Raw genomic sequence first — 25,296 nt, forward strand, 5'->3', positions numbered from 1 at the left:
ATCCCGAAGGAATCGGTTTGCTTCCCGCGCTCGACTTGCATGTATTAGGCACGCCGCCAGCGTTCGTCCTGAGCCAAGATCAAACTCTCAATAAAGTAGTTGACTTTAAGCTCGCTTAAAAGCTAGCATATTGCTTATATTTCTTACTCGTTGTTTGATTCAGTTTTCAATGATCAAGTAATTGCTGTTATTATCGACAGCTTATACATCTTATCATTTTCTTGTATAAGTGTCAATAACTTTTTTGAGTTGCTTTGTCGACTAATTGCGACAAATTTATTATACCAAAGTACCAGTGTTTTGTCAATAAATGTGAAAAATAATTTTCTCATTACTTTTACGCCGTTTTATAAATGACCTTTCGTTTTTTGGCGTAGTTTTATTTTAACATAACAAAAGAGCTAGTCAACAACCAATTACTTCCAGCACGACTAGCTCCATGTTAACTTAGTTAGCTACAATGTTCACTAACTTACCTGGAACAACAATAACTTTACGAACCGTTTTTCCAGTTAACCGTTCTTGAATACTATCCAGTTCTAAGGCCTGCTTTTCGATTTCATCTTTCGTAGCATCCTTAGCAACCATCATTTTCTCTCTTACTTTTCCCATGATTTGAATAACTATTTCTACTTCATCTTCAACTAGTTTTGATTCATCATAAGTTGGCCAAGACTCATAAGCAATGGTACTTTCGTTTCCTAATCGTTGCCATAGCTCCTCTGCTAGATGTGGCGCTACCGGCGATAGTAACTTCACAAATCCTTCAGCATATACTTTAGGAAGCTTTGTAGCTTTATAGGCTTCGTTTATAAAGACCATCATTTGAGATATACCGATATTAAATCGTAAATCTTCAAAATTCTGCGTTACCGTCTTAACTGTTTCATGATATACCTTTTCTAACTCGTCGGATTTATCTTGATCTACAATCTTTTCCGATAACGCTCCTTCATCGGTTACGTATAATCTCCATACTCGGTCCAGAAATCTCCTCGCACCATCCAAGCCTGTTTCAGACCATGCAATCGATGCTTCTAATGGACCCATGAACATTTCATATAGACGTAATGTATCTGCACCGTGGCTTTTCACAATATCATCAGGATTTACTACATTACCTTTTGATTTACTCATTTTTTCATTATTCTCACCAAGTATCATTCCTTGGTTGAATAATTTTTGAAACGGCTCTTTAGTAGGAACAACTCCAATATCATATAAAAACTTATGCCAGAATCGTGCATATAGTAAATGAAGTACAGCGTGTTCCGCACCGCCAATATAGACATCTACAGGCAACCATTCATTTAATGCCTCGTAGTCAGCTAACTTATCTGAATTATGCGGATCGATATAACGGAGAAAATACCAACTACTACCTGCCCACTGTGGCATCGTGTTAGTTTCTCGTCGGCCTTTCTTTCCTGTCACAGGGTCCGTTACGTTAACCCAATCTTCTATTATTGCTAATGGAGATTCTCCAGTTCCAGATGGTTTGATCTCATCTGTTTTCGGTAAAATTAAAGGAAGTTCTTCCTCTGGAACAGCTGACATTGTTCCGTCTTCCCAATGAATAATTGGAATTGGTTCACCCCAATAACGTTGGCGGCTAAATAACCAATCACGTAAACGGTACGTTATTTTCCTTCTACCTACTTTATTATCCTCTAACCACTCAATGGCTTTTTTAATTCCCTCTTCCTTATTTAACCCATTCAAGAAATCAGAATTAATATGGATACCGTCTCCAGTAAAGGCTTCTTCTTCAATATTTCCGCCTTCTAGAACTGGAATGATTTTTAGGTCAAATTTTCTAGCGAACTCGTAGTCACGCTCATCATGTGCTGGAACAGCCATAATTGCCCCAGATCCATACGACATTAATACATAATCCGCAACCCAAATAGGTAGCTTCTCTCCATTAATAGGATTAATCGCATAAGCTCCAGTAAAAACACCTGTTTTATCTTTTGCCAAATCGGTTCTTTCCAAGTCACTTTTCTTCTGAACTTCTTCTATATATTGTTCAACGACTTCTCTTTGAGATTCCGTTACTATTTTTTGTACTAATGGATGTTCAGGAGCGAGTACTGCGTATGTAGCTCCAAACAAAGTATCTGGTCTAGTTGTGAACACTTCAAAACTTTCATTAAATTGGTCTACTTTAAAAATAACTTCTGCACCTTCGGATCGACCAATCCAGTTACGTTGCATATCTTTAATACTCTCAGGCCAATCTAGTTCCTCTAAATCATCGAGTAGTCGATCTGCATAAGCCGTAATCTTTAACATCCATTGTTTCATTGGTTTACGAATGACAGGATGTCCACCACGTTCACTTTTGCCATCGATTACTTCTTCATTAGCTAGAACTGTACCGAGAGCTGGGCACCAGTTAACCGGAACTTCATCGATATAGGCTAAACCTTTTTCATATAGTTTAAGAAAAATCCATTGTGTCCATTTATAATAGTTAGGATCTGTTGTATTGATTTCTCGATCCCAATCGTACGAAAAACCAAGCTCCTGGATTTGTCTTCGAAATGTGTTAATATTTTTTTCCGTGAATTCTGCTGGATCATTACCTGTATCAAGCGCATATTGTTCTGCAGGAAGGCCAAAAGCATCCCAACCCATTGGATGAAGTACTTCATAATCTTGCATTCGCTTCATTCTCGAAAGTATATCCGTTGCTGTATAACCCTCAGGATGACCAACATGTAACCCTGCACCTGAAGGATACGGAAACATATCCAATGCATAGAACTTCTTCTTATTAGAATTTGTATCAGTTTTAAATGTTTTATTATCTAACCAATACTTTTGCCATTTTGACTCGATTTCAATATGTTGATATGACAAAACAACAACCTCCTTATAAAACATATGTTCTCCCAACACAAAAAATCTCTCCTATCCCAAAAAAACATGGGACGAGAGAGATTCCCGCGGTACCACCCAAACTTAGTACTGACCGTGCCAGCACTCACTTAAATTCCTTAACGCGGACTAACGGCAAAAGTTAATAACGTTCGTGTGTTCACTTTTGCAACATCAAAGGTGAGTTCATAATAGTAAAAGGATAGCTCGCACCAATATGCTATCTCTCTGATTCCTTTACTATCATTACTACTCCTAATCATCGTTGTTCCTTATCACTAATTATACTAATGATAGTTTAAAGAATTGTGTGACTATTGTCAAGATGGGACGATTACCATACATAGACACGCGTTTCATAAGGACGTAACATCATCTGTTTTTCCATCGATGTTGCCTCATAATTCGTTAATTCAATTGTAGGTTGCTTTTCGAGAATGTTACTTGGTATATCGATCGTTGTATCTTCAGCAAACATGTTACAAACAACGAGCGCTCCGTGATCTCCAGAATTTCTTGTATATGCATAAACTTTTTCATGTTCTTTCTCGATTAGCTCGTAAGTTCCATATACAAACAAATCATATTTTTTACGCAATTGAACCATCTTCTTATAGAAGTTTAACACAGAATCTTCATCCGCTAACTGCTGCTCTACGTTAATCTTCTTATAGTTCTCGTTCACTTTCATCCAAGGAGTACCTTTTGTAAAACCTGCATTTTCTTCGCTATTCCACTGCATTGGCGTACGACTATTATCACGCCCAGTTTGCCAAATGATCTCCATTACTTCTTGGTGAGACATACCTTCTTCAATCGATTCGTAATACAGATTTTTAATGGCTACATCGTCATAATCATCAATAGAATCAAACTTTACGTTAGTCATACCTATCTCTTGACCTTGATAAATAAAGGGTGTTCCTTGCATAAAGAAATAAAGTGCTCCCAGAGATTTAGCAGATTCCTTCCAATAATTCTCCGCATCGCCCCATGTTGAGACCGATCGTGGCTGATCATGATTTTCGAAGAATAAAGCATTCCAACCAACGCCTTCTAAGCCCTTTTGCCATTTAGTTAGCGTATCCTTAAGAGCTCTAAGATCGAAACCTCCATCAGCAGTTCGTTTCCATAGCCCTAGGTGCTCAAATTGGAAGATCATATCGAAGTAACCCTTTTCTTCACCGACCCATTTATCCGCGTCTTCAATCGTAACCCCGTTTGCCTCACCAACCGTCATTACATCATAATTATGGATTGTTTTTTCAGCGAATTCAGATAGAAAAGCATCAATACCTGGTCGATTCATATGTCCTTCAAATGACGGTACATATTTTTTATTATCAGGGTTAGGCATGTCAGGGAACCCAGGAACTTTTTTAATATGAGAGATAGCATCGACACGGAATCCATCAATTCCTTTATCGAGCCACCAATTAACCATATCGTATAGCTCATTTCTAACTGTTTCATTCTCCCAGTTTAAGTCAGGTTGTTTTCTTGAAAATACGTGGAGATAATATTCTCCTGTCTTCTCATCGAATTCCCAAGCTGAGCCACCAAAGATAGACTCCCAATTATTTGGTTCTTTTCCATCCTTACCAGGGTGCCAAATATAATAATCACGATAAGGGTTGTCTTTGGAGGAACGAGACTCAATAAACCATTCATGCTCATCTGAAGTGTGGTTAATGACTAAATCCATAATTAATTTCATCCCACGTGCATGCACAGCATCTAACAATTCATCGAAATCTTCCATCGTACCGAAGTCATTTAAGATTGCTTTATAATCACTTATATCGTATCCATTATCATCATTAGGTGATTGATAGATTGGAGAAACCCAAATAACATCAATTCCTAAATCCTTTAAATAATCAAGTTTATTTAAAATACCTTGTAAATCTCCAATCCCATCTCCATTTGCATCCATAAAGCTTCGCGGATACACTTGATAGGCTGTCGCTTCTTTCCACCATTTTCTCTTCATCCGTTTACCTCCTGATAACTTCACTATTGCGCAAACGATTGCATTTACATTATATCATTAATATGAACGATTCTGTCAATATATATTATCTTTTTAATAGCAAACGATTGTATGAACTGCAAAAAGTAATTGGAAACGTTTATTTATTTATTTTATCTTTAACAACTTTCCATAAAAAAACCGAACTATTTCGATTTTTATACAATCGAATAGCTCGGTCTTCATCTCTATTTATGCGTATTTTTTCTCTTTTCTAATTTGTTTACTCCGTAATTGTCCACATGCTGCGTCTATATCTGTACCTTGCTCTACCCTTACACCACATTGAATACCATTCTCTAACAATATCTGATAGAAATCTAAAATGGCTTTTTTCTCACTACGATTATATTGGTTATGTTCGTCCACAGGGTTATAAGGAATCAAGTTCACGTATGATAAATGTCGTTTGTTTTTTAATAACTCCACAAGCTCTAAAGCTTCTTTCTTATGATCATTAACGTCCTTAAGTAGAATATATTCAAAGGTAATTCTGCGATTTGTCTTCTCTAGGTAGTAGTCAATTGCTGGCATTAATTTCTCTAGAGGGAAAGCTTTATTTATTTTCATTATTTGCGTTCTCAATGCATTATTAGGTGCATGTAACGAAACAGCTAAATTTACTTGTAGATTTTCGTCGGCAAAATCATATATACGTTTCACTAGGCCACTAGTTGAAACGGTGATATGTCGTGCACCAATGGATAGCCCATTTTGATCATTAACGATATTTAGAAAGTCCATCGTATTATCGTAGTTATCAAATGGCTCACCAATACCCATCACTACTATATGACTTACACGATCATCATTTTCTCTACTGTCCAAATGTCTTTGTACATTCACGATCTGCTCAACAATCTCTCCCGCTGATAAATCCCTGCTTTTTCGGAGCAACCCACTAGCACAGAACGAACAACCTATATTACAACCTACTTGGGTCGTCACGCACACAGAATACCCATAACTAAATTTCATAAGAACCGTCTCAATAAGATTCCCGTCCTCAAGTTTAAATAAGAACTTAATTGTTCCATCCTTGGATTCTTGTCTAATCTCTTCCTCCATTGATTGCATGGTGTATTCATCTCTAAGTAATTGTAAACATTCATTGTTGACATTTAACATATCATCAAACGAAGTAACTCGTTGCTTGTATAACCAGTTCCATATTTGTTTTGCTCGAAACTTTTTTTGTTTATTATTTACAACCCATTCAACCAGTTGATCAAAGGTAAGCGAATAGATGGATGGTTTTTTCATTGTTATTTCCTCATTTCATTTCCTGAATTCATCTATCTATCATAAACAAATGAAGAGCCAATTGCAATATATTGTTAGGCAATAAGCCACTCTTTAAAAAATTGAGATAACTTTATAATAATCTGAAGATAACTGGGAATAATGGTACTAAGCACGGACATAGCTCTTATTTACTATTTTTAGCATGGTTGGCAAATCCTTATGTAAAAGCTTGATTTTTGTTTTTTCGGCTGATATACTATGATTAACTATTTTGTTCGATGACACCTTCAAGTGCGTTACGTGAAGTTTTCGTTTTGGGGTAAGAGCAAGAATAGTAATACATTTGTGTGATGCATCACACTAGGAGGAAAAAGATCTATGGTAGAAGGTAAAGTAAAATGGTTTAACGCAGAAAAAGGTTTCGGTTTTATTGAAGTAGAAGGCCAAGACGATGTATTCGTTCACTTTTCTGCAATCCAAGGCGAAGGTTTCAAAACACTTGAAGAAGGTCAAAGCGTTACATTCGAAATCGAAGAAGGAAACCGCGGACCACAAGCAGCTAACGTTGTTAAAAACTAATCTTTTTAACTCGTAATGGCTTAAATAAAACCGATAGAGAATATTCTCTATCGGTTTTTCTATGTCTTCATCTATATCCACTTTAAGCTCCCCTATTTGTAGGTATCCCTTTCATTCCATTAGTGACACTACATAATATATTTTTTAAAAAAGTGTAATATTTTTATTTGTAAGACGTCTATTAAGCAAAGACATGAAACGTTCGCAAAAGGAGGTTCCTAAATGAACGAGGAATTAATTACTGATTGGTTTGATGCTTACGCAAACGATGTTTATCGTTTTTTAATTTATTATACCTCCTCCGCTGATGTAGAAGATCTCGTACAAGAAGTTTTTATAAAGGCGATTCATCATTACGACCACTTTAGAGGAGATTCTAGTCCAAAAACTTGGCTCTTTTCCATCGCAAGGAATGTCGCGATTGACCAAGCAAGGAAAAATAACCGAAAAAACTGGCGATCACTCATTCATTTATATGAAGATAATACGGATCCTTCACCAGAGGAAACAAAAATAACGAAAGAAACTGTACAGGAGCTCTATGAAGCCATCGAAAAATTAAAGCAGAGTTACCGTGATGTAATTATTCTCAGAGCAATCAAAGAATTGTCAGTGAAGGAAACCGCTAAAATTTTAAACTGGACTGATACAAAAGTCCGGGTCACCTATCACCGGGCATTAAACGTATTAAAAGAACAGTTAAAGGAGGTTCATAATGAAGGAGAATAATCATCAGCCCTTAGAAAATAAATTAAAAAAATTAAAGCTTTCATCCACGTTAGACCTTAATAAAAAGGAGGAGATTGTAATGGCACTTCAAAAAGAAGCGAGGACAAAAAAGAAACCAAACCGATTTTGGATTTACTTTCCGACAGCGGCTGTTATCGTACTTTGTGGAATATTTATTTACAATGTGATTATTGACAATGATGCATCGCATAACGCTAATGATTCTAATCAAGAAGAGCCTCCAGTTCAACAACCAATCGAGGAGGATAACAAAGACGAAACAGAGGATAACGAACAAGAAACGAATGTTGAGACTGATAAAACTACTAATGAAGAGGAAGACGAACAACCAACCTCTGAAGAGACAGGCAGCCTATCTATAACGGAAGGTGACTCTTCTAAGAAGACCATTCTCGTCGAAGGTATGGAGGAAGAAGAACTTTTCATAACTTACACATTAGAACCATATGATATTCAGTTTGAAATTGCCGATTATATTAATAATTATGAAATAAACGACGATCAAGTAAGATTCTATACCGATCCTTCTTATTCTTCTATTACAATGGAGATAAAAGAAAACACAACACCAGAAGCTATCTTGCCAGATATACAGCAAGAATATGCCGCCAATGAACCTGTCGAAGAAGTAAATGACTTACCGACTGACGAGAACAGCTACTATGGAGTATTCCAAAATTTCTATGATCCTCCACAAGGTTTTTACCTCTACCAGATAGGAGATCATGTATTCGTTATTCAGTATGAATATGGCATCGAGGGTGGAGACGGCATGGACCCAAGACTTGAGGTATTAAGAAAGTCGATAAAATAGCCCTAGCTAGAACCATTTCATGTTTGGTTTATTCAAGCATGAAATGGTTCCTTTTTTACATTATCTATATTGAATCTTCCTTACTTTTCTACGCTGTTTATCACTTATCCCCTTTACTTACATACACAGACCATAAGCAGATAATTAGAACTTCTTCTATCAAGAGCGTATCATTTCTTTAAGAAACTGTTCCTAAAGGAGTGTCCATTAATGTCCAATCCGTTTGAAAATATTAAAGCGTCTATCCTTGATTTAGCACCTATCTTAGAAGAAGGAACAATATCGGAATCCTTCGAAAAAAGTGCTGATTTGGCGAAACATGTCGAAAATTTAGGTTATTACCGCTACTGGTTAGCGGAACATCATAATATGCCTGGTATTGCTAGTTCAGCAACCTCCGTTGTAATCGGACATATAGCAAGTCATACTTCTAAAATAAGAGTTGGTGCAGGTGGAATTATGCTACCTAACCACGCTCCGTTAGTTATCGCAGAACAATTCGGAACATTAGATGCTCTATATCCGAATCGAATCGATTTAGGCCTTGGTCGTGCACCAGGAAGTAATCAAGCTACGGCTATTGCATTACGACGTACACTAAATAGTAGTCCGAATGATTTCCCACAGCAAGTTGAAGAATTAGAGGATTACTTTAAAGGACAAGGTTATGTGCGTGCTATTCCAGGTGAAGGCGCGAATGTTCCGATTTGGCTATTAGGCTCAAGTGATTTCAGCGCTAGACTTGCAGCAGAAAAAGGATTACCTTTCGCATTTGCTAGCCACTTTTCACCTGATTATACCATCCCTGCTTTACGTATTTATCGAGAAAATTTCAAGCCTTCTGGTCAATTAGCAGAGCCTTTAGCAATGGTTGGTGTAAATATTGTAGCAGCGGAAACAACAGAAGAAGCCCAATGGCTAGCAACCTCTCAACAACAACAATTCCTAAGCCTTGTGAGAGGAGAACAATCCAAGCTACAGCCTCCAATTGATGACATTGATAAAGAGTGGTCCATTCACGAAAAAGCTTCGGTAGAGAAATCACTCAGCTCTGCGTCTACCATAGTTGGAGATAAAGATATCGTACGAGAAAAACTTCTATCATTCTTAGAGGAAACAAAAGCTAATGAAGTAGTTATTAACTCGCAAATTTATGACCACGAAGCTAGAAAAAAATCATATGACATTGTAGCTGATATAATGCAACTGTAGAATTCAGAATTGGCTGGCACAAACATCTCCGATTGTGCTAGCCAATTATTTATTCATTTTTACTTAGTGGAAGCCACTCTAATACCTCTTGAATCGTTTGATCCCAGTAATCCCATTCGTGTTCCCCTGGAGAAAATGTCGTAGTAATTGGCACGTCATACTTTTTGGCCAATTCCAAAAATTTCTGATTTTCCTCAAAAAGAAAATCCTCTGTCCCACACGCCTGAAAGAGTTCCGGTATGACTGCTCCTTCTTTTTTTAATCGTTTCACTAAATAAAATAAGTCCTCTTCTGTTTCCTCGATATCTCGTTCACCAAAGACATGATATAGTGCCTGTTCAATCGGATTATGAAACTCCCTTTCAATTTCCAGATGTCCGACTATGTCTAATGCTCCTGACAAACTCGCAGCCGCAGCAAACATTTCTGGTTTTCTTAACGCCCACTTAAACGCACCATAGCCACCCATCGACAATCCAGCAACAAAATTATCTTCTCTTTTATCTGAGATTGGAAAGAAGGATTGAGCTACTCGTGGTAATTCCTCAGACAGGAAGGTCCAATACTTCTTTCCATACTCCATATCCGTATAAAAACTATGGTCAACTTGCGGCATGATTACGGCTATACCATAAGAAGCCGCATAACGTTCTATTGAAGTTCTCCTAGTCCATATTGTATGGTCATCGCTAAAACCATGTAGAAGATACAATACAGGTATTTTCTCTCTTTTTCTGTTACTCTTCATTCCGATTTGGTTCGTTGTATTCTCTGGTAATATAACATTCATTGCTGTACTAATTGATAATGTCTCCGAAAAGAAATTACATTGAATAAAAGCCATTGTATCCCTCCGCTATCGATTTTTAAACAAGTCTAAACGTATCTTACATCATGTTGTATGATACTGTAATCATAATATATCTCATAGAACAATCCTAGCCAATATGCATTTATGACTGTTATTTGGTACAATATGGGGACAAAAATACAAAGGAAGTATAAATATGGTTGCAAAAGAGACGAAACGACCACTCGTTTTACTATCACTTATGCTCGCAATGTTCATGGCTGCCATCGAAGGAACGATTGTTGCTACAGCAATTCCAAATATCGTAGCAGATTTAGGTGGCTTCTCCTTATACAGTTGGGTTTTTTCTAGCTTTTTACTAATGCAGGCAGTTACAACGATGTTTTATGGGAAGCTCGCAGATATATTTGGTAGGAAACCTATTTTTATTATAGGTATTACTATTTTCCTTATTGGCTCTTTTCTTTGTGGATTAGCGCCGACAATGGGTTGGTTAATCTTTTTCCGTTTCGTTCAAGGCTTTGGAGCGGGAGCAATGCAACCAATTGTTACTACTATTGTTGGTGACATGTATACATTAGAAGAACGTGCAAAAGTACAAGGTTACCTATCAAGTGTTTGGGGAATATCCTCTGTATCAGGTCCTCTCATTGGGGGGCTTATTGTACAATACGTGGATTGGGCTTGGATTTTCTGGATGAATATCCCGCTAGGAATATTAGGTCTTATCGGTGTTATTGTCTTTTTCCATGAAAAAGTGGACAGAGAAAAACAAACGATTGATTATGGTGGATCTGCTTTATTCTTCATTGCGATTTCCGCTTTAATTATTGTGTTTATTCAAGCAGGAACAGCATGGAATTGGCTCTCTACTCCTGTCCTTACATTAATTCTAGTTTTTATTGTTGCAACTTTGCTATTTTTACGACACGAGCGAAATCACCCAGCACCAATGATGCCTCTTTATTTATGGAAAAATAAATTAATGGTTATCGCGAATAGTGCTACCTTTTTAGCAGGAATGATCATTCTAGGCTTATCTAGTTTCTTGCCAACCTATGTTCAAGCTGTAATGGGAATGTCACCAATTATTGCTGGCTTCACATTAAGTACGATGTCGATTGGTTGGCCAATTGCCGCCACTGCTGCTGGCCACTTAATTATAAAAATTGGCTTTCGCAAAACGGCGATTTTAGGAGGGACATGCTTACTTCTTGGCTCCAGTTTATTTTTATTGTTAGATGCTGAGAAAGGACCTATTTTCGCAGGGATTAGTTCGTTTATTATTGGAATTGGTATGGGACTAGCCAACACTAGCTTTATTGTTTCGATCCAAAATTCTGTAGGCTGGAAGGAACGCGGCATAGCTACCTCACTTAATATGTTTATGAGAATTATAGGAAGTGCAGTAGGTGCAGCCCTTTTAGGTGGTATTTTAAACACAACACTAATGAACTACCTAAACAATAAAAATATGGATACAAGTCTATCTAATACAGAGATTTTATTAGACGAGACAATGCGACAATCATTACCAGTTCAAACGATAATCGATTTACAAACAGGGTTATCAGAGGCTATTCATATGGTATTTACAGTTTTGTTTATTATCGGTCTTGCTACCTTCGTTATCCTGTTATTCTTTCCTGCTATTAAGATTAAAAAGAGTGACGAGTAATTTCGTTTTATCGATTTCTACTTTGAAAATTACAGTGTCGCCGCTTTCAAAATATGATATGATGGAAGAAACACTTCAATATTATTAACCGGCAACCGCAACACCAGTTCATTTCCTTTGGGTGATGAACAGACTTATTTTCAAAGTGAACGGAGGTGCCTTACATGAAGTTAAGTAATCTTATTCTTCATAAAGATATATTATTAATCCATGCAGATATTCGAGGCAACGATTATATTTTCACCGTCAAATGGAAATTACACGAGGATAAAAAAGGTGGCGAATGGCAATTGGCTTCCTATATGAACAATACAACTGGAAAACTTGATTTAACAGAACAAGAAATAAATACTTTCCTAGATCAAATTAATCCTAATTGGGACTGGGAACAAGATCAGAAAGAAATTATGAAAGCAATCAAAAATGACTAGCATCTTAAAGGCTAGTCATTTCTTATTTAACCGATGATCAAGCGAATGGCTCCGATTGCAGCGAAAATCAATACAACCGTCTGGAACATTTTCTGTGGCATCCACTTAATCACCTTCACACCAACTAATGCTCCTATTAATATAAAGACTATTAATTTTAGATTAAACGTAATCGAGTCGACTGTAATCATTCCTAATGAAACGTATAAAGGCACTTTAATTAAATTTACAGTTAAGAAAAACCATGCACCCGTCCCAACAAATTCAGTTTTCGGCAGTCCTTTTACGAGTAAATAAATAGCCATGACTCCACCTGCTGCATTACCAATCATTGTCGTAAATCCTGCTAAAATCCCCATTAAATAAGTGAATAACTTTGATTCTGGTAGTAGCTCAACGAATCTCTTCCCAAGCTTTTCTCGACTAATATGTAAAATAATTAATAATAAGACCAAGATTCCGATTAAAGGCTTTAATTGTTCACTCGAGATAAACTCTAATACAGCATACCCACCTATAATTCCAATTAACACCCAAGGCATCAAACTAATCAAATACTTCCATACTACATGACGTCGATAATACACTACAGCAAATAAGTCACCTACGATTAATAAAGGTAGTAAAATACCAACTGAATCGCGTGCAGGAAATATCATCATAAAGATTGTTACAACTAAAATCCCCATACTTGATACTCCTGCTTTTGAAAAACCGATTAACATGGCAGCAATGACTAATATAGCCCACTCAAGAATTGAAAGGTCAAATATAGTAAGCCTCTCCCCTCTTTATCTTCTATAAAATAAAAGTAGTCGTTATCCATATAAGAACAAAACTTATTAATATCGTAAGATTTGACGCTGTACCAACTAACTTTTTATCGTACTTAAACATCACGGCATATGGAACAACAGATGTCGGTGTTGGTAGAATAAAACCAATGATTAATGTATAGAGAAACAAACCATCGATTGGCACAAAAAAATAACAAAGAATACTTGCGGTAATACCAATACCGTATTTCGTTAATAGAAATGTAGATAATTGAAGTACATGTTCCCTTTTCATTGAGAAATTCAGATATATTCCAAGTAACAGCAGGGATAATGGCATATTCGCAGAGCTAATAACAGATGCGGTGTCGACCAAAATTTCTGGCAATGATAAATTGATAATATTTAATATGAACATAATTAAGTAAGTAACAAGGGGGACAGAACGAAAAACTCTCGTAAAGATTGTTCGAATATCAACCGTCCCTTTTCCACCAGCATAATAAGCGGCAATTAAAAACGTCAGGCCAAAGACAATAAATGCATTCCCTACGTCCAGCATACCAAAATACTTAAGACCTTCAAATCCCCATAGTCCTTCTACTAATGGATAGGCAAATAAACCGATGTTCAAACCAGGCACCATCATCATAAAGGTACCTTTTGTACGTGGTGCTTTATGACGGAACACAAAAAAAGCAACGAGCCAATTGAATAAACCAAATCCTAAACCGATTAATACGAGCCATAATAAACGAAGGTCGAATTCAACGCCGCTAAACGTCACAATTATCACACATGGTAGAGTTACGTTAAATACAATTCTAGCGATCGCTTCTCCATCCGCTTCTTTTACAAGATGTGTACGCTTTAATAAATATCCTAGAAGTATAATGGTGATAGACAATAAAAATTGCAGATGAAAACTACTCATTGGTTAACTCCTCATCTTTAAATTACCTCCTTACTATATCATAACGAAACAACAATTCTAACTATTCAGATTGGATTTTCAATCAACACTTTTGACAGCGCATTTTTAAAGTTGTACGATTACTATAGAAAAAAATTGGTAAATGAGAAAGGGGAGAAAGAGCTACTGCTTCAATTCATCAACATTAACTAGCTCTATATACAAATGACTGAATATTGGTATTATTTAGACTCAGGTAAGCAAACACCCGCATATAATATGGCGGCGGATGAATGCTTGCTTCATTGGCATAGCAAAGGTGAAATTCCTCCGGTTATTCGTTTTTATGAATGGAAGCCAGCAGGCCTTTCTGTAGGCTATTTTCAAAAAACGAAGAATAGAATAGATGGAGAAGCTGTTAAACAAAATGGTTTCGATTTAGTTAGAAGACTTACTGGTGGTAGAGCTGTACTTCATGACGATGAACTTACCTATAGTGTAATCGTTTCCGAAGATCACCCAAAAATGCCAGCATCTATAAAGGAAGCCTATCTCGTTATATCAAAAGGTTTGCTACAAGGCCTCCAAGCATTGGATATCCCAGCAGATTTTGCGATACCAGAAGGTAAATTGGATATTCAATCATCTGCAGTATGTTTTGAAGAGCCTTCTTGGTATGAAATCATTATCAATGGGAAGAAGGCGATTGGGAGTGCACAAACGAGGAAAAATGGTGTTATTTTACAGCATGGTTCGATTCCAATTACAATCGATAATAAAGTATTATATGATATGTTTCTCTATAAAAATGATAAAGTAAAGGATCGCGCTATGAAAGGCTTTAAAGACAAAGCAACCTCTTTAACAGAAGCAACGAATCGTTCGATTTCAATAGAAGATTTAAAAACATCTATTAAAAATGGAATAGAACAAGCCTTAAACATTCAATTGAAACCGTTCCAGTTTTCCCAAGAACAAGAGCAAGCTGTCTTAGATTTAGCAGAAAAAAAATACAAAAATGATGAATGGAACTTATCAAGATAGGAGTGAACAACATTGGCTAAAAAAGAAGAACATCTCCGTAAGCCCGAATGGTTGAAAATTAAGTTAAACACGAACAAATCGTATAATCGTTTAAAACATTTAATGCGAGATAAACGATTAAATACCGTATGTGAAGAAGCGAAATGTCCGAATATTCATGAATGCTGGAGTGAGCGTCAAACAGCTACCTTTATGATTTTAGGGGATACGTGTACACGTGGATGTCGATTCTGCGCAGTTAAAACAGGTCTACCTAATGAACTTGATTGGCAAGAACCAGAGCGTGTTGCTGATTCTGTAGAAATTATGGGACTAAAGCATGTCGTTGTTACCGCGGTTGCAAGAGACGACCTGAAAGACGGTGGTGCTGCAGTTTTTGCAGAAACAGTAAGACAAATTCGTAATCGAGTACCTGGATGTACGATTGAAATCTTACCTTCTGATATGAAAGGTGACTATGAGAGCTTACATACATTAATGGATAGTGGTCCCGATATCTTTAACCATAACATTGAAACCGTACGTCGACTTACGAAAAAAGTTAGAGCGATTGCAACATACGATCGTTCACTAGAATTACTACGTCGAGTAAAAGAAATTGCACCTCACACTCCTACTAAGTCCAGTCTTATGGTTGGTTTAGGAGAGGAAAAAGAAGAAATTATTCAGGCGATGGATGATTTACGTGCAAACAATGTAGACATTATGACAATTGGTCAATACTTACAGCCAACGAAAAAACATTTAAATGTTGAACGTTATTACCACCCTGATGAGTTTGAAGAGCTTAAGGAAATTGCACTCTCTAAAGGATTCACGCATTGTGAATCAGGTCCGCTAGTCCGTTCTTCTTACCATGCAGACGAACAAGTAAATAGTACTTCTATGCAACGTAGAATCAAGTACATGAAAGGCTTCGAGGAAACAAGCGGCGAGAAACTAACCAATTTTAACTTTTAATATATTCTAGCGAGAAACTGGTGAATCGGCCATTTCTCGCTTTTTTCTTCCTAATGAGCTAACATGACAAGTAGAGAAACGTTAAAGGTGGGATAAATCTTGAGCAACAACTATAAAGTATTATTTTTAGACATGGACGGTACCATTCTGCGTAGCGACCATTCAATTTCAGAAAAGACAAAACAAGCCATTCACATTGTTCAAGAGAAAGGCATCGAAGTATTCCTTGCTACTGGTAGGCCAATTCACGAAATAAGAGAAACGGCAGTAGAGCTAGGTATTGATTCTTTTGTTGGCTATAATGGGGCATTAGGAATCTATAAGGATGAAGTTATAGTCGATAAGCCGATGTCTCCTTCGATTATAGATCATTATTTACAAATTGCTACATCAAATAATAACCAAATGGTATTATATACAGATTCCTATAACTTGTTTACAAATTTAGATAATAAAAAAGTAAAAGAGTTTATTGATTACTTCGGATTAGTTCACTGTAAAGCTTTCCAAAATAGTTATCGTGATCAAATATTAGGTATTACCATCATCAATGCTAATAAGGATGACATTAAGCAATATGAAATGGAACATGAGGATATTTATTTTGCACCTGTAAATGTTCAAGGTATGGGACATTGCTACGATGTTATCCGTAATCAAGTAAATAAAGGAGTAGCAATCCAACACCTATTAAGTCGATTAAATCTTACTGCTGACCAAGCAATAGCATTTGGTGATGGGTTAAATGATATTCAGATGCTCAACACAGTTGGCACAGGGTTTGCTATGGGAAATGCTCATCCTGATTTATTCCAGCATGCTACATACAAGACAACCTCCGTCGAAGATGATGGGGTATATTACGGTTTACAAACATTAGGACTAGTAAAGTAAACAAGTACAAATATGAATAGTTATAACCTTATAACTTTTTTCTTAAGCGTCATTTTACAATTGCATATATGAAGTACAGCTGTTCTAACTCACTCTTTTATTTTCCTTGAAAGCGCCTATTTTTATAAAAACTAGACGTTTACCTAAACTTTTAAAGAAAATCCACATACATTAATTAGTGAAAATAAAGGAGGAGGTTTTCAGTATGAGTCATTATGGATGTTATAACCCTTGCGATAATTATGGTTACGGATATGGATACGGCGGAGGATACAGCGGCGGAACTGGTAGTACTTTTGCCTTAATTGTAGTTCTGTTCATCTTACTAATCATTGTAGGTGCTTCTTTCTACAACTAATCCAATCAAAAAGAAAACTTGGCTTTCCGCCAAGTTTTCTTTATTTTCCTTTTGATCCTTTTGACCCTTTTCCATGAAGTGAAAAAAGATTTGAATCAATAGAAAAATGAATGGATTGTCTTTCTCTTTCTCTCTTTAATGCCAAACGGATAAGTTCATCCGTTAATTGTTGAAAATTCTTTCCGGATGGTTCCCAGAGATAGAACGATAACGAACCAGGAATCGTGTTAATCTCATTTACAAAGATTTCTCCTTCATCGTTAAGTAAGAAATCGATACGGGAAACACCACTAGCATTTAGGAGCTGAAATGTCTTTTCCGCTAGCTCCTTCACTTTCAAAGTAGCTTCTTCTGAAATGTCAGCAGGAATAATCCGGTTTACACTTTCCATACCTTTCGTATCCCCTGTTTTCCCACCACTTTGGTATTTATCTTTATATGATAAAATTTCGTCTGTCATTAATACTCGTTCACAAACAGAGCTTTCCACATTTTCGTAATCGCCCAACACAGAGCAATTTACTTCTGTTAGATTCGTAATCATTTTTTCAATGATTATCTTATTACTATAACTTACCGCTAAATCGATTGCTTCCTCTAATTCTTCAGGGTTTGTAGCCTTAGATATTCCCACACTAGATCCTAAATTAGCAGGCTTCACAATAACAGGATACGCTAATTCATCTGCATATTGGATAATGTGTTCCTTATTTTCCTGCCAAGCAGAAGCATAAAACCAGCGATAATCTACAATTGGGACACCAGAATCTCGAAGTATTTGCTTCATTATAACTTTATCCATGCCAGCTGCAGAGGATGCAACATCACATCCTACATAGGGTAAACCGAGCAGTTCTAAATAACCTTGTAACGATCCATCTTCTCCGTTTGTCCCATGAACGACAGGAAAAACGACATCAATCGTCGAAATGATACCTTTGGAGAACAAGCCACGTTCTTTCTTTTTCAATACAACTTGATTATCAGCCGCTTGTTCCAATACTACCGTATCCACTTCTTTCAATAATTGATCTAACTGCTTATAATTTTCTATCTCTAACAGCTTTTCTCCACTATACCATTCTCTGTTTTTACTTATATAGATTGGAATTATTTCGTATTTCATCGTATCCATCGCATGAATTGCCTGTAATGCAGAAATAACAGACACCTCATGCTCGACGGATACACCTCCAAATATAACAGCAACTCTAGTCTTCAAGTCCATGTACCCCCTGTTTATTCGTTGTACGTATCTGGTAAATCATTTTCCAATAAAATAATTGCATCCGGTCGATTGAACGTTTTAATTTGCTCAATCGCATGATTTAAATCTTTTGCTATAAATAATTGATCTTCAGGATAACCTTTTTCTCTTAGCCCATCTTGAATCGGCTTTGTTTGTTTCTCTCCGACCAGTATGACATAATCTGCTGAATCTGCGGCATACGTCCCAAAGGCTTTATTATAATCATATTCTTTATCTCCAAGCTCTACCATTCCAGGTGTCACTAGCACTTTAAAGCCTTCCATAGAGGAAAGAACTTCTAACGCCATTTTGGAGCCAGTTGGATTCGAGTTAAAACTATCATCAATAACCGTTAAGTTTCCAAAGCCTTTTTTAATTTCCATTCGATGAGGAACGGCTTGAATTTTCTTAACCCCTTGTTGAATTTTATTTAAAGGTACCTCCATCTCCCACGCTACACTTATCGCCGCTAATATATTGTAAACATTATGCTTACCAAGTAATTTTGTTTCAAAGTCAGCATCTAATGAACCATCTTTATTTTTAACATGGAAAGTAGTCCCTTTATGGTGGAATTGAATATTTGTCGCTATAAAATCTGCATCATTATTTTCAATCCCAAAATATACTTTTCTACAATTATTTTGCGGGGTATACGACATAATATTTTCGTCATCCCCATTTAAAAACACTACACCATCTGGTGGTAATGTTTCTACAATTTCAAATTTGGTCTTCTTAATAGTATCTAGTGTCTTAAACGTTTCTAAATGTTGCTCGCCAATTGCAGTTAAAATCGCGTATTTATGACCAACTAGCTCACAGATTTCTTGAATATTACCAGGCTCTTTTGCTCCCATCTCAGCAATAAATACATCATGGTACGGCTTTAGAGAGTTTCGAATCGTAATCGTTACACCTATTTTCGTATTATAAGAATTAGGAGTCTTTAATGTATTTAAATGCGTTGATAAAATTGTATCTAAAGCAAATTTAGTACTTGTTTTTCCGAAGCTTCCTGTAATACCTACAGTTGTCGTCTGTCTTGCACTATTCATTCGATTTCTAGCATCTTTATAATAGCGCTCTTTAATTCCATTCTCAATTGGTCGATTGACGAGATTCGCTACTAATACAATTCCATAAACAAAGATAGTAGCTAAAACCATAACAAGCGTACCAATTCGGTATGTTTCCTCGTGCCAAACAAAGTGTAAATTAACGGCTAGTATAACGATATAAATGATTGCAATTGTAGCCATTAATCGTTTTACACGCGCGGTAATAACAAGTTTTTTCTTTTCTGGTTTTTCACGATGCGTAAGTATACCAATAGCGAGTATAGCTAAAATGACGATATACCAATCAAAAAGCATACATATAAGTGCAAGGATTATGATGATGATGTCTTTTACTGGTACGACTTTTAGAGGTGAGCCTTTCATCCAATGAAATAAACGGTTGTTGAAATAACTATTAAGCTGTAACATATGAATTGCTTTTTTTGTACGGAGTAGCAGATAGACAACCCATACGATTGATAAAATAATAAAGATAACTTTCATATTAGTTGACCCCTTTATCTTCTTCTAAAAACGAGTTCATAATGAGGTGTACTCGATTCTGTTGTTCTAAAAACACGTAATGACCGGCATTGTCTAGAGCAACAAGTCCAGCGCCCGGTATAAGCTGCTCCATTTTTTTACCGTCCTCTAGCGGAGTAGCAGTATCGTTCTTTCCCCAAATTAATAGAGTCGGGGCCTTAATGTGTGGCATATGATGCTGTAAGTCCTCATTCACAACCTTACTTAAGGTTTGTTGCATAACTCTAGAAGCCTTCTGATAATCACTAGATCCAGCTTTACCACGATATTTCTCCATAATTTGATCTTTATATTTATTTAAAATTGGTAAGTTTAACACTTTTTTCAACGCTTTATAGGAGTATACTTTCATATAATAATCGAAGCTTCTTTTTGGCTTAATCCCTGCACTTCCAATCAGGATAATTTTATGAACAGAGTGACGGGAGGCAAATTTAATCGAGACTCTTCCTCCAAAAGAATGACCAACAAGAATTGGATTTTCGATTTCAAGCTTAGCTAAAAACTCTTCAAAAAACTGGACATATCTTTCTACATCCCATGGCTCAAGTGGTTCATCACTTTTACCGAATCCTGGAAAATCAAGAGAAATTACTTGGAAGTTGGGAAGTAAATAATTTTCCATGGATTCAAACAAATCTAGGCTAGTTCCCCATCCATGCAGTAATACAATTGGCTGACCTTGCCCCGCCAAATGATAATGTATTTTTAGTCCATCTATATTTATAAACACACGCAGACTCTCCTTCAGACGATATCATACCATTCGTTCGTCACTCTTACTATATGAGGTTTGAACGTTATTTAGTAAAAACAATTAAATTTCCTTAATAACAAAAAAAGAAAAGGCAAACCTATTACACCTGTACTCTGACAAAATTCTATCCTTAATCATATCACAATTTATACCTAAACTAATAATGAAAAATGTCTCTTTAATCAGAATTCGCTCTAACTTATTTAAAAGTAAACTTGTCATATTTCTTTTTATATGTTAACCTTCAATTTATAAAAGTTAACAAAGGAGAGATAAAGTTGAAAGTTAATGCGTTACGAGGTTTAATTTTAGCAAGTATTTTTGTGGCTATTACAGCAATCCTAGCACAGGTACAAGTTCAACTATGGATTGTTCCGTTTAGTGGACAAACCTTAGCAGTTGGGTTGGCTGCTACTATTCTCGGAAGTCGGTACGGTGCACTTTCAATGGTCGGTTACTTGTTAGTTGGGCTAATAGGGGTTCCAGTGTTTGCTGGACTTTCTGGTGGGCCACATGTAGTATTTGGACCTACTGGCGGTTATATTATTGGATTTATCGCATCTGCTTTTGCAATTGGCTGGATTTTGGAGAAATCAACATTTAATTTGAACATGGCGATAATAGCCAACGTAGTCGGTATGTTTGTTAGTTTACTATTTGGAGTTGTACAATTAAAGTTTATTCTAGACTTAAGCTGGGGTGCAGCGATGGCATCAGGATTTTATCCATTTCTAATAGTTGGCTTAATAAAAGCATTTCTAGCTAGTTGGATTGGAATTATGGTACGCAAACGACTTATTCAAGCAAACGTAATGGATGTAAAATCTGTAGCTTGATCTGTCATATGTTATTTCTACATAAAATAACTTAACAAATAAAAAGGATTCTATTATCTGCTTGATAGTAGAATCCTCTCTCAATATTATTCTCTTTCCGCTTTATCGAACTCTTGTAATAATTGTTGTTCATATTTAATTCTGCTTTTTACATCATCATGGAAACGGTGGACATTTTCCATCGTAAATGGTTCTCCCCAATTTAAGTTTTTGAGGGTTACATCCCATATCATCTTAATGTCATCATCAAAGACATGTGGTTTCCCAGGCATATTACTATCTAGACTTTCCCAGTATACTGGTTGTAGGTTCTGATTCTGAAAATAAGGGTCTTGTTTGATACCTGTATAGATATTTAACATATCATTCGTCATATGTTTTACAAACTCCCATGCAAGCATCTTATCCTCGCTTTGAGAGCTAATAGCCATAGACATACTGTTGTATTGGTCAATAGCGGTTAATTCAAAAGGCAATGTAGTAATCGCCCATTTCCCTTCTTGTTCAGGTGCCCACCCTTTTAAATGATGGTCCATATAACTCGCACCTATAAACATGATAAGCTCATCATCCCTTAACGCTTGTTGCGTCTCCTGTTCCCAAATTGTCTTTCCAAAATCTAATTGTTCATCATAAATAGTTATCGCCGTTTTATGGATATCTAACCATTCATTCGAACTGCCGATATACTCGTTTTGCTCGTCCATAAAATAGTTAGCTCTGAATAGAGTATCTAGAAACGTTACCTCCGTATCAGTTATATAATATCCCTTCTCTTTCAAATCTCGCGCCATTGTTAACCAATTATACGTATTGTTTAGATACACTGCTAGATCTTGCGGATCACTTGGATATCCTAATTCTTCTAAAATGTCTACTCGATAATACATTACATACGGAAAATATAGTAATGGAACAATATTCATTTCTTGGCTCTGCGAATCTATATATGGTTTCATGAGCCCTTCTGGTCGATTATCTAGGTAGGTAGGATCATCGTAATATTCATCTAATAAGTTCTCAAAACCATTTATACTAGAAAAAGACCCTAAAAACTCATCGGGTATTACAAATATATCCGGTGACTTATTCATGACGAGACTCGACCGATATTGAGAGACTAACGTACTTTTTCCCATCTCCTTAATTTCTACCTCTACATTCGGAAACTTTTCAGAAAAAGCAGTAAGTGAGCCCTGCAATATATCATCATGTGTCCATACCTTTAAAACTTTTTTTTCTGATATTTCTACAGTATTATTTTCTGTTTTTTCTTTATAATTAGCTAACGGGGTTTGCTCAATTGGAATAAATGCTGATTTACTACAAGCTGTTAATAGTAAACCTATAACAATATATAAGGCTAAATAGAATATTTTCTTATCTATGATAATCAACCTCCGCTACCCATCATTACTTTCATCTCGCAAAACTTTCCGCTCGTACATTTTTTGATCTGCCTCATGCAGTAAATCGTCAATCGTTGCTCCATCGTCTGGATAGAAGCTAACACCTATGCTGGCAGTTAAATGAATAACTAGTTTGTTATTAAGCTGTATAGGCTGCTCGCATATATGCTCTAGCTCTTTACGTATAATCGTTACTTCTTCTCTAGACACGAATCGTAGAACACCGACAAATTCATCACCCGCTAGACGATATGGAGTGAACTCTGGGTATGATGCTTTGAATTCAAGAAGACGTCTACCAAATCTCTTAAGTAATACATCTCCTGTTTGATGCCCATACGTGTCATTCACTTCTTTAAAACGATCCAAGTCGATAAAAAACAGGCAAAATTCTTGTTCTTGTAAATCCGTCCGCCTTATTATATGAGGTAATTCTTCATAGAATTTATTCCGATTTCCTAGTAAAGTTAAGGAATCATAATGAGCAAGTCGGAATAGCTTATTTTCTGATTCCATCAATTGATCTGTCTTCTCTGTTAATTGTTTGTTTTTTCGTTCTATCACAGAGAACATATGGCGTAGTTCCGTTGCAACTTGCTTAATATTGTTCGCCAATTCATCAAATTCTCTGATCCTAGTAGCTTTAAAATTCAATGCCTCATTATTTTTCATTCGTATCGGAAGATTAGTAGCAAGGCTCGTAATATGGAAAATAGATTTAGTTAAAATCCTATTAATAATAATTGTAAACAGAAGAGCTACTAATATGACAGCTAATAAAAATATTAAATAGTGGTAAAGCTGCTTAATTATTTTGACAATACTTTCTTCTAAAGGGACGATTAAAAAAGCCTCACTAGACAACATGGAGGTGCTAGAAATAAACGAACTTTGATGCCATCCGTTTAGAGATTCCCCCGATTGAGGAATATAAATAAAACCATTCTCCATGATTGTTTTACCAATACCGTTTTGGATATCATCCTTATGACTCCACTGGATTTGATCTTGATTTATTGTAAGCCATGCTTCTCCATAATTATTAAAAAGTATCACTTGCTGATTCCGATCACCAATAAACTCTGAGAAAATAGCGTATAAATTAGCCTTTTGTAGGTCTGATTCAAGTCTAAACTCCATAATTTCTGACAATTCTAATGAAGATGCTTCCTCAGCTACTCTATTTTTAAAGGAGTTTGCCTGATACTGTAACGTTTGATACATATCATTTTCTAGGCTTTTTGCGACAATAAATACGATTAGTAATAATGGAAATATCGTAGCAAACAAAATAATATGGGAAATAATCTTTCCAAAATAAAAAGAGCTAGTAGAACGGAAGATTGTACGAAAGCCTTTTATAACTGGCAAATAATCACTAATAATATCTGCAACTAATGCACAGAAAAGTAATGTTACTATCTCTTTTACCATTTCAAAATGAAAAAGAGTTGTAGGTAAATCGCCTGCCAAATATTGACCAATTGGATAAGATAAAAAAACCAGAAGAATATAAACAAAACTCCAGGTAACAAAATCCTTTTTTCTTTTTATCCATAAAAGGCCAATGATTGCGACTTTGATAATAGAAGTAACAAGTGTGACAATGCTGCCTCCAGTGAACAATGCGGCAACGGAAGTAATAATGGTAACTAGTAACGCGTATGGAAGTCCAATTAAGCGGATAGCGGCAAAGAAGATAATATCTGTAAAATAAATATGCGTTCCAAATAAAAGTGGAACTGGGATATGATGAATTAGTATTGCTATCAATGTAAAAATAATGACTAAAAACATTGGCTTTCTCGTTATTTTATTCATGGAAACGTCAAACTCCCATCAAAATAGCATATCTAGCATTCCTTCATATTATAGATTAAACATTACTAATCTCTTACTCTATAATTTCTATATGAAAGGAGCCTATACCTTCATGAAAGAAAAGTATAGGCTGCCTTCTATCTATTTCGGCAACTATTCTTATAAATGCCAATATCACCAATTAATTCTTTTTACCCATTAAAACACTTTCGATATAGTCCTATTATATCACAAAAGTCA

At 36.0% G+C, this 25,296-nt stretch carries 22 protein-coding genes, 1 rRNA gene and 1 other annotated feature; of the genes, 11 read left to right on the top strand and 12 right to left on the bottom strand.

The genetic code is table 11. The features are described 5' to 3' along the window. The 4 genes from GGQ92_RS09855 to rlmN form a co-directional block, all read right to left on the bottom strand. Window positions 1–95 (bottom strand): 16S ribosomal RNA (locus GGQ92_RS09855); the annotation flags it as partial. 352 nt (window positions 96–447) lie between these two features. Further along, window positions 448–2,865, bottom strand: a complete 2,418-nt coding sequence (leuS, locus tag GGQ92_RS09860) for a leucine--tRNA ligase (RefSeq protein WP_184247912.1) — start codon at window positions 2,863–2,865, stop codon at window positions 448–450. A 64-nt stretch (window positions 2,866–2,929) separates the two neighbouring features. Next, window positions 2,930–3,155, bottom strand: a binding site (T-box leader). A gap of 62 nt (window positions 3,156–3,217) precedes the next feature. Then, the gene (locus GGQ92_RS09865) at window positions 3,218–4,876 is read right to left on the bottom strand and encodes a glycoside hydrolase family 13 protein (RefSeq protein ID WP_184247916.1); all 1,659 of its coding nucleotides are present in this window, start codon (window positions 4,874–4,876) and stop codon (window positions 3,218–3,220) included. A gap of 231 nt (window positions 4,877–5,107) precedes the next feature. Beyond that, window positions 5,108–6,178, bottom strand: a complete 1,071-nt coding sequence (gene rlmN / locus GGQ92_RS09870; protein WP_184247920.1) for a dual-specificity RNA methyltransferase RlmN — start codon at window positions 6,176–6,178, stop codon at window positions 5,108–5,110. Between the two features lie 360 nt (window positions 6,179–6,538). Between rlmN and cspD the strand changes: the two genes are divergently transcribed. The 4 genes from cspD to GGQ92_RS09890 all read left to right on the top strand — a co-directional run bounded on the left by cspD (window position 6,539) and on the right by GGQ92_RS09890 (window position 9,515). Then, window positions 6,539–6,739, top strand: coding sequence for a cold-shock protein CspD (gene cspD, locus GGQ92_RS09875; RefSeq protein ID WP_184247923.1), 201 nt, complete (start codon window positions 6,539–6,541; stop codon window positions 6,737–6,739). Between the two features lie 222 nt (window positions 6,740–6,961). After that, window positions 6,962–7,468, top strand: a complete 507-nt coding sequence (locus tag GGQ92_RS09880; protein WP_184247926.1) for an RNA polymerase sigma factor — start codon at window positions 6,962–6,964, stop codon at window positions 7,466–7,468. Next, window positions 7,455–8,303 (top strand): hypothetical protein, encoded by an 849-nt coding sequence (locus GGQ92_RS09885; RefSeq protein ID WP_184247929.1) that lies wholly within the window; start codon window positions 7,455–7,457, stop codon window positions 8,301–8,303. The genes GGQ92_RS09880 and GGQ92_RS09885 overlap by 14 nt, the downstream gene beginning before the upstream one ends. Before the next feature lie 210 nt (window positions 8,304–8,513). Further along, the gene (locus GGQ92_RS09890; protein ID WP_184247932.1) at window positions 8,514–9,515 is read left to right on the top strand and encodes an LLM class flavin-dependent oxidoreductase; all 1,002 of its coding nucleotides are present in this window, start codon (window positions 8,514–8,516) and stop codon (window positions 9,513–9,515) included. 49 nt (window positions 9,516–9,564) lie between these two features. On the opposite strand, the gene GGQ92_RS09895 is transcribed toward GGQ92_RS09890, so the two are convergent. Next, the gene (locus GGQ92_RS09895; protein ID WP_184247935.1) at window positions 9,565–10,359 is read right to left on the bottom strand and encodes an alpha/beta hydrolase; all 795 of its coding nucleotides are present in this window, start codon (window positions 10,357–10,359) and stop codon (window positions 9,565–9,567) included. 163 nt (window positions 10,360–10,522) lie between these two features. Here GGQ92_RS09895 and GGQ92_RS09900 point away from each other — a divergent pair, with 163 nt between their 5' ends. Further along, window positions 10,523–12,004 carry an MDR family MFS transporter gene (locus tag GGQ92_RS09900; protein WP_184247938.1) on the top strand — a complete coding sequence of 494 codons (1,482 nt, stop codon included), beginning with the start codon at window positions 10,523–10,525 and terminating at the stop codon, window positions 12,002–12,004. A 164-nt stretch (window positions 12,005–12,168) separates the two neighbouring features. Further along, window positions 12,169–12,435, top strand: coding sequence for a hypothetical protein (locus tag GGQ92_RS09905; RefSeq protein WP_184247941.1), 267 nt, complete (start codon window positions 12,169–12,171; stop codon window positions 12,433–12,435). A gap of 26 nt (window positions 12,436–12,461) precedes the next feature. Here GGQ92_RS09905 and GGQ92_RS09910 read toward each other — a convergent pair whose 3' ends face one another. Further along, window positions 12,462–13,208 (bottom strand): TSUP family transporter, encoded by a 747-nt coding sequence (locus tag GGQ92_RS09910; RefSeq protein WP_184248127.1) that lies wholly within the window; start codon window positions 13,206–13,208, stop codon window positions 12,462–12,464. A gap of 25 nt (window positions 13,209–13,233) precedes the next feature. Continuing rightward, a complete protein-coding gene (locus GGQ92_RS09915; protein WP_184247943.1) occupies window positions 13,234–14,145 on the bottom strand; it encodes an AEC family transporter in 912 nt (303 codons plus the stop codon). A gap of 204 nt (window positions 14,146–14,349) precedes the next feature. Between GGQ92_RS09915 and GGQ92_RS09920 the strand changes: the two genes are divergently transcribed. The 4 genes from GGQ92_RS09920 to GGQ92_RS09935 all read left to right on the top strand — a co-directional run bounded on the left by GGQ92_RS09920 (window position 14,350) and on the right by GGQ92_RS09935 (window position 17,380). Then, entirely contained in the window at window positions 14,350–15,168 is an 819-nt protein-coding gene (locus tag GGQ92_RS09920) for a lipoate--protein ligase family protein (RefSeq protein WP_184247946.1), read from the top strand. A 12-nt stretch (window positions 15,169–15,180) separates the two neighbouring features. Next, on the top strand, window positions 15,181–16,128 hold the full coding sequence (gene lipA, locus GGQ92_RS09925) for a lipoyl synthase (RefSeq protein ID WP_184247948.1): 948 nt from the start codon (window positions 15,181–15,183) through the stop codon (window positions 16,126–16,128). A 99-nt stretch (window positions 16,129–16,227) separates the two neighbouring features. Next, the gene (locus GGQ92_RS09930) at window positions 16,228–17,022 is read left to right on the top strand and encodes an HAD family hydrolase (RefSeq protein ID WP_246384339.1); all 795 of its coding nucleotides are present in this window, start codon (window positions 16,228–16,230) and stop codon (window positions 17,020–17,022) included. A gap of 205 nt (window positions 17,023–17,227) precedes the next feature. Further along, window positions 17,228–17,380 (top strand): YjcZ family sporulation protein, encoded by a 153-nt coding sequence (locus tag GGQ92_RS09935; protein ID WP_184247952.1) that lies wholly within the window; start codon window positions 17,228–17,230, stop codon window positions 17,378–17,380. 40 nt (window positions 17,381–17,420) lie between these two features. Here GGQ92_RS09935 and GGQ92_RS09940 read toward each other — a convergent pair whose 3' ends face one another. Genes GGQ92_RS09940 through GGQ92_RS09950 form a run of 3 tightly spaced genes read right to left on the bottom strand, consistent with a single transcriptional unit; the run spans window position 17,421 to window position 20,966 of the window. Further along, window positions 17,421–18,608 carry a D-alanine--D-alanine ligase family protein gene (locus tag GGQ92_RS09940; RefSeq protein ID WP_246384348.1) on the bottom strand — a complete coding sequence of 396 codons (1,188 nt, stop codon included), beginning with the start codon at window positions 18,606–18,608 and terminating at the stop codon, window positions 17,421–17,423. An 11-nt stretch (window positions 18,609–18,619) separates the two neighbouring features. Further along, window positions 18,620–20,194 (bottom strand): UDP-N-acetylmuramoyl-tripeptide--D-alanyl-D-alanine ligase, encoded by a 1,575-nt coding sequence (locus tag GGQ92_RS09945; RefSeq protein WP_184247958.1) that lies wholly within the window; start codon window positions 20,192–20,194, stop codon window positions 18,620–18,622. Between the two features lies 1 nt (window position 20,195). Beyond that, entirely contained in the window at window positions 20,196–20,966 is a 771-nt protein-coding gene (locus GGQ92_RS09950) for an alpha/beta fold hydrolase (RefSeq protein WP_184247961.1), read from the bottom strand. Between the two features lie 302 nt (window positions 20,967–21,268). Here GGQ92_RS09950 and GGQ92_RS09955 point away from each other — a divergent pair, with 302 nt between their 5' ends. Further along, window positions 21,269–21,826: a biotin transporter BioY gene (locus GGQ92_RS09955; RefSeq protein WP_184247964.1), complete on the top strand. Its 558-nt coding sequence runs from the start codon at window positions 21,269–21,271 to the stop codon at window positions 21,824–21,826. 86 nt (window positions 21,827–21,912) lie between these two features. Here the strand turns inward: GGQ92_RS09955 and GGQ92_RS09960 are convergent, their stop codons facing one another. Together GGQ92_RS09960 and GGQ92_RS09965 are read right to left on the bottom strand one after the other, a co-directional pair. Further along, entirely contained in the window at window positions 21,913–23,223 is a 1,311-nt protein-coding gene (locus GGQ92_RS09960; protein WP_184247967.1) for an ABC transporter substrate-binding protein, read from the bottom strand. A gap of 6 nt (window positions 23,224–23,229) precedes the next feature. Further along, entirely contained in the window at window positions 23,230–25,056 is a 1,827-nt protein-coding gene (locus GGQ92_RS09965) for a GGDEF domain-containing protein (protein WP_184247970.1), read from the bottom strand. Window positions 25,057–25,296 lie beyond the last annotated feature (240 nt).

This window comes from Gracilibacillus halotolerans, assembly GCF_014206945.1.
Taxonomy (GTDB): Bacteria; Bacillota; Bacilli; order Bacillales; family Amphibacillaceae; genus Gracilibacillus; species Gracilibacillus halotolerans.

What these genes read in the sequence shown, in the direction of transcription:
- GGQ92_RS09900 (WP_184247938.1), top strand. Translation starts at nt 10,523, where the DNA reads ATGGTTGCAAAAGAGACGAAACGACCACTCGTTTTACTATCACTTATG.
- GGQ92_RS09935 (WP_184247952.1), top strand. Translation starts at nt 17,228, where the DNA reads ATGAGTCATTATGGATGTTATAACCCTTGCGATAATTATGGTTACGGA.
- GGQ92_RS09865 (WP_184247916.1), bottom strand. Translation starts at nt 4,876, where the DNA reads ATGAAGAGAAAATGGTGGAAAGAAGCGACAGCCTATCAAGTGTATCCG.
- GGQ92_RS09890 (WP_184247932.1), top strand. Translation starts at nt 8,514, where the DNA reads ATGTCCAATCCGTTTGAAAATATTAAAGCGTCTATCCTTGATTTAGCA.
- rlmN (WP_184247920.1), bottom strand. Translation starts at nt 6,178, where the DNA reads ATGAAAAAACCATCCATCTATTCGCTTACCTTTGATCAACTGGTTGAA.
- GGQ92_RS09965 (WP_184247970.1), bottom strand. Translation starts at nt 25,056, where the DNA reads ATGAATAAAATAACGAGAAAGCCAATGTTTTTAGTCATTATTTTTACA.
- GGQ92_RS09940 (WP_246384348.1), bottom strand. Translation starts at nt 18,608, where the DNA reads ATGGACTTGAAGACTAGAGTTGCTGTTATATTTGGAGGTGTATCCGTC.
- GGQ92_RS09920 (WP_184247946.1), top strand. Translation starts at nt 14,350, where the DNA reads ATGACTGAATATTGGTATTATTTAGACTCAGGTAAGCAAACACCCGCA.
- GGQ92_RS09915 (WP_184247943.1), bottom strand. Translation starts at nt 14,145, where the DNA reads ATGAGTAGTTTTCATCTGCAATTTTTATTGTCTATCACCATTATACTT.
- GGQ92_RS09885 (WP_184247929.1), top strand. Translation starts at nt 7,455, where the DNA reads ATGAAGGAGAATAATCATCAGCCCTTAGAAAATAAATTAAAAAAATTA.
- GGQ92_RS09905 (WP_184247941.1), top strand. Translation starts at nt 12,169, where the DNA reads ATGAAGTTAAGTAATCTTATTCTTCATAAAGATATATTATTAATCCAT.
- cspD (WP_184247923.1), top strand. Translation starts at nt 6,539, where the DNA reads ATGGTAGAAGGTAAAGTAAAATGGTTTAACGCAGAAAAAGGTTTCGGT.
- GGQ92_RS09895 (WP_184247935.1), bottom strand. Translation starts at nt 10,359, where the DNA reads ATGGCTTTTATTCAATGTAATTTCTTTTCGGAGACATTATCAATTAGT.
- GGQ92_RS09945 (WP_184247958.1), bottom strand. Translation starts at nt 20,194, where the DNA reads ATGAAAGTTATCTTTATTATTTTATCAATCGTATGGGTTGTCTATCTG.
- GGQ92_RS09880 (WP_184247926.1), top strand. Translation starts at nt 6,962, where the DNA reads ATGAACGAGGAATTAATTACTGATTGGTTTGATGCTTACGCAAACGAT.